The organism is Micrococcus sp. Alg238-R198, from assembly GCF_900537135.1.
Classification (GTDB): Bacteria; Actinomycetota; Actinomycetes; order Actinomycetales; family Micrococcaceae; genus Micrococcus; species Micrococcus luteus.
In genome coordinates this window covers 1-4395 of sequence record NZ_UNRH01000025.1, presented here as the reverse complement: position 1 = coordinate 4395, position 4395 = coordinate 1, and the positions used below count along the sequence as shown (strand labels likewise).

The window sequence follows — 4395 nt, the reverse complement described above, 5'->3', positions numbered from 1 at the left end:
GGCCCTTGGGCACCAGGCGCGGGGTGAACGACCCGCCCCGGTCTCGCGGGACGTCCAGCTCGATCGGCCCGACCTCGGACTCCACGGTCTTCGGGGTGGTCCCGTTGCGGGAGTTGGCGTGCTTCGGCGCCTCGCTCGAGCCCTTCTCGTAGCCCAGATGGCTGGTCAGCTCGGCCTGCAGGCCCCGCTCGAGCGCGGCCTTGACCAGCGCGGGCACGAACCCGCCGTCACCGGTGAGCTCGACGCCGCCCGCGTCGATCTGCGCGAACAGGGCATCAAGCTGCCCTGAGGCTTTCAGCTGCTCGACCAGGTCCTGGCCCGAGGGCTCGCCTGGGTTCTTCTCGTCGATCATGGTCATGATTCTTACCGTTCCTCTCGGTACGGCTTACACAGACCATCTGACACGCCCCTTCTACTTCGCGGTCGACACGCCAACCGGAGTCAACGTGCTGCGGGATTCGTACACCACTCTGCCGGACGCAACTGCGCCGCACCCTCCACACCGGGATGAGCCTGCTGACCGACCGCCAAAAAGAACACCTCAGCGTCCTCTTCGCCCACGAGAAGCACGCCGCGGTCGAAGCGGCCTGGGAGATCTACCAGGCCATGGTCGCCGCGTATCGAGAATTCGACCGCGCAAAGGCTAAGGCCAAGATGGAGAAGGTGATCGCGGCGCTGAGCAAGAAGGTCCCCGACACCCTCGAGGAACTGGGCAAGCTCGGCCGGACACTGACCAAACGCGCCGCCGACGTGCTGGCGTTCTTCGAGCGACTGGGCACCAGCAACGGTCCGACGGAGGCGATCAACGGCCGGCTCGAACACCTGCGCGGCTCCGCCCTCGGCTTCCGCAACCTCACCAACTACATCGCCCGCAGCCTCCTCGAATCAGGCGGCTTCAGACCCTTGCTACACCCTCAAATGCGATGAGCCTCGAATGCAGGATCTTGTGCCGACAGCGGCGCACGATGGTCGCGGGGATCTCGAACAACCGTGCGCGAAACCGTTTGGGCTCCCAGCGACGTGCATCATGGCCGGCCAGCGCGATGGCCTGCATCCAGGCGACGATGACGCCGGCGAGCTGGACGATCTGGCACCAGACCTGGTTCTGCGCGAATCCCTGCAGCGGGAACTTCATCAGGCCCATGTCCTTGGCGTTGCGGATCCGGTCCTCGCAGCGCGCGCGGCGGCGGTGACGCAGCTCCAGCACTGGAAGCTGGCCGCGTGGGGTTGGTCGCGAACGCAGTGATCCGCATCCCTTTGTGATCGGTGATCCGTAGCTGCACTCCGGGGTGGGGGCGTTCCTTCCTTACGGTTACCCGCATTCCGGGGGCCACCCGGGCAGGTCCAGTAGTCCGGTCAGTTCCGCGACCCATGCCCCATCGCGGATCCCTTCGGTGTCGGTGTCGTAGGCAGGAGTCCACGCCTTCGCCTCATCAATACGTTCCAACAGGTCAGGAGTGTTCGCGGGGAGGGTGAACCCGACTGAGTAGGCCAGACGCTGCCGCTCCAGCCAGCCCGCGAAGTCCTTGGGGCCGCCGGCCCCGTCGGTGCGAATCAGGACCTTTTTCGATCCCCGCCCGCCCCGGCCCAGCAGGGCCGGTGGGAGCTGCGCAAGGGCCAGACGGGTGACGGCGATGTGATCGCTGGCGGTGTTCGAGCCCGCGTTGCCGGGGCGAAGGTGGATCGCGAGCGGTTCCCCGGTTCCTTCGCTGCCGTGGTCCAGGAACGCGTACAGAGGGTGGTAGCCGAAGCCGCGTTTGAACGTCGGGGCGGCTTGCTCCTTCTCACTGTGGACGTTGATCAGGGTGGCGTCGAGGTCGATGACCAGCGGGGTCTTCGCGCTCGTCCCCTCGGCCGGGGAATGCTCGCCGGCCAGGGCCCAGGCCTGCTCGCGCGCGGTCCTGCGAGCCCTGGCGATCGCGGTCATCACGGCGGGCGCGTCCTCAGCGAGGGTGGTGAGCGTGCGGGAGATCGTTGGGGCCGAGGCGACGTCACCGAACAGGCCCGGCTCGCACCGCAGCAGGTCGGTGTCACGGGCGACCTCCCCGCCCACCGCGAGAGTCATCGCGAGGTCCAGCAGGACCTTGGAGGCGTGATGCTCGGCCAGCGGTTTCGTCCATGAACCCAACGCTTCACGCAGCGAAGAGGCGAGGCCGGTGGCGTGGATCGTGTCGGTCAGCAGCACCGCGCCCGCATGCGAGGCCGCCGGGACCTCAGCGACGTCCACACGCGGGCGGGGGTAGAAGAACACGGTAGGGTGGGACACCTGAAAGGTGCTCCTTCCGGCCAGGGATTACGAGACTCGACACCCCGTATCATCCCAGGCCAGGAGCACCTTTCTCTATGACGCCCACCCGTCGAGACCACACCCCAGTGAAATCTCGAGGTCAGCGGGTGCTCGTGGCAGGGCCTGAACTGTGGTCCGTACACTCCTACTCATGGATGCGCTTGATATTGGACGGATCGTGGCCGGACTGGTGCTGCTGGTCTTGGGTGGGGAATTTTTGGTGCGTGGGGCGTCGGCACTGGCCGGACGTTTCGGGATTTCGTCATTGGTGATCGGTCTCACCGTAGTGTCAGCGGCGACGTCGGCACCCGAGTTCGCAGTGAGCGTCGGTGCTGTACTGCGTGATGAACCGGGGCTTGCCGTGGGCAATGCGGTTGGCAGCAACATCATTAATGTCCTGCTCATCCTGGGACTGTCCGCGCTGGTCGTTCCCCTCGCTGTAAAGCGGAGGCTGATCCGCTTTGACCTGCCCCTGATGGTCGTCTTGTCAGTTCTACTGCTCCTTGTGTCCCTGGATGGGAGGATCAGTGCGGTGGACGGGCTGATACTATTTTTCGGTGTGGTGGTCCACACCATAATGTCCGTGGTGATTAGTCGGCGGGACGCCAAGACCGCGGTGAATGCCCGGGAAGGGACAGGAGATTCGGCAACCGTCGATCCAGCCGACGAGGAAGGGGCTGCGCTAGGCGCCTCGGTCAGCAGGTCGCTCTTCTTTGTGCTGCTGGGGGTCGCGTTGCTGGTCGCCGGTGCCACGCTGCTCGTGGAAGGAGCAGTGAACATAGCCACCACGTTGGGCGTAAGCAGCCTCGTGGTCGGACTGACCGTTGTGGCTGTCGGGACATCGCTGCCCGAGCTGGCGACGTCCATCATTGCCGTGCGTCGCGGTGAACGCGACCTAGCGGTGGGCAACGTGGTCGGCAGCAATATCTTCAACATAGGGGTAGTGCTAGGACTAACCGCGCTCATCTCTCTTGAGGGCATTCCCGTATCCGGCGCCGCAGTGGCCTTCGATATCCCAGTAATGCTGGCGGCCGCAGTGGCACTACTGCCGATCGCGTTCACGGGCTTCGCGGTGGCGCGTTGGGAGGGCGGCTTGTTCGTGGTTTTGTACGCCGCCTACACCGGATACCTTGTGCTGGCTGCCACAGCGCACGATGCACTGGAGGGATTCACCGTAGCCATGGCGTGGTTCGTGCTGCCGTTAATCGCACTGACGCTCATTTCCTTTACAGCCTACGAAATCGGGCTCCGCAAGGGACGCCGAGACCTGGACCAGACCACGACTTCGACGTAGACTGTCGAGTGCATCCGGCTGCTGGCTTCATTCAGGTCGTCGGCTGAATGTAAATCGGCAAGAGATGACTGTCGGTTGGTGGTGTCATAGCGTCGTAGCAACACTCCCGGTCGGTGGGGGCTCGAGGCGAGGAGGCCTGGGATGGTGCGGCGGCGACTCACGTTCACGGAGCGGATGGAGATCTCGACGGGATCGAAGGCCGGGTGGGGAGTCCGGAAGATCGCGTCTCACCTGGGTAGATGCCCTTCGGTGGTCTCCAGAGAGCTTCGACCGAACTCGACGAAGACGCGCGGCTATCAAGCCGTGACCGCGGACGTGAAAGCGCAACGCCAGCGCTCTCGCCCACAGGTCCGGAAAGTGGCAAAGGACCCGGTACTCGAGGCCCGCGTCAACGCCGACCTCGCAGCGTCATGGATGCCGAACGAGATCGCGGGTCGCTTGCGTCTGGAGGCCGCAGACCCGACCGTTGAACGCATGGCGAACTCTCCCGACGCTCAGGGCCGTGAGCCGCCCCCTTCATTCGGTCCGGACGTTCTGTGAGTCGTCGGTTTCCATTTGATGGGTGCACTGCCGAGCGTACTCGGCTGGGGTTAGGTAGCCGAGCGAGGAGTGCCGGCGGTGGTGGTTGTACTCGTCCTTCCAGTCGCCGATGATGACCTGTGCGTGCAGCAGCGAGTAGAAGCTGTTGATGTTGAGGCACTCGTCGCGGATCCGGCTGTTGAACGACTCGACGTACCCGTTGCGCCACGGCGAGCCCGGAGGGATGTAGGACAGGCCGGTGCGGGTGCCGGCCCAGKCGGCCATCGCCTCGCTG

The 4395-nt window shown here is 65.0% G+C and carries 4 protein-coding genes and 2 pseudogenes; 3 read left to right on the top strand and 3 right to left on the bottom strand.

Annotation, left to right across the window (positions count from 1 at the left end; genetic code table 11):
* A partial coding sequence (locus tag G6R13_RS12150; RefSeq protein ID WP_205521372.1) for a transposase occupies positions 1–352 on the bottom strand: 352 nt, incomplete at its 3' end.
* A 131-nt stretch (positions 353–483) separates the two neighbouring features.
* Between G6R13_RS12150 and G6R13_RS12145 the strand changes: the two are divergent.
* Positions 484–927: pseudogene (locus tag G6R13_RS12145) on the top strand (transposase); the annotation flags it as partial.
* A 22-nt stretch (positions 928–949) separates the two neighbouring features.
* Here the strand turns inward: G6R13_RS12145 and G6R13_RS12140 are convergent.
* Positions 950–2251: pseudogene (locus tag G6R13_RS12140) on the bottom strand (IS1380 family transposase); the annotation flags it as partial.
* A 187-nt stretch (positions 2252–2438) separates the two neighbouring features.
* Between G6R13_RS12140 and G6R13_RS12135 the strand changes: the two are divergent.
* Both G6R13_RS12135 and G6R13_RS12480 read left to right on the top strand, forming a co-directional pair.
* On the top strand, positions 2439–3581 hold the full coding sequence (locus G6R13_RS12135) for a calcium/sodium antiporter (RefSeq protein WP_043282823.1): 1143 nt from the start codon (positions 2439–2441) through the stop codon (positions 3579–3581).
* Positions 3582–3722: 141 nt separating this feature from the next.
* Complete coding sequence (locus tag G6R13_RS12480; RefSeq protein WP_223247546.1) at positions 3723–4121, top strand: helix-turn-helix domain-containing protein; 399 nt, start codon at positions 3723–3725, stop codon at positions 4119–4121.
* On the opposite strand, the gene G6R13_RS12125 is transcribed toward G6R13_RS12480, so the two are convergent.
* A partial coding sequence (locus G6R13_RS12125) for an integrase core domain-containing protein (protein WP_163721779.1) occupies positions 4098–4395 on the bottom strand: 298 nt, incomplete at its 5' end. The two genes, G6R13_RS12480 and G6R13_RS12125, sit on opposite strands and share 24 nt — an antisense overlap.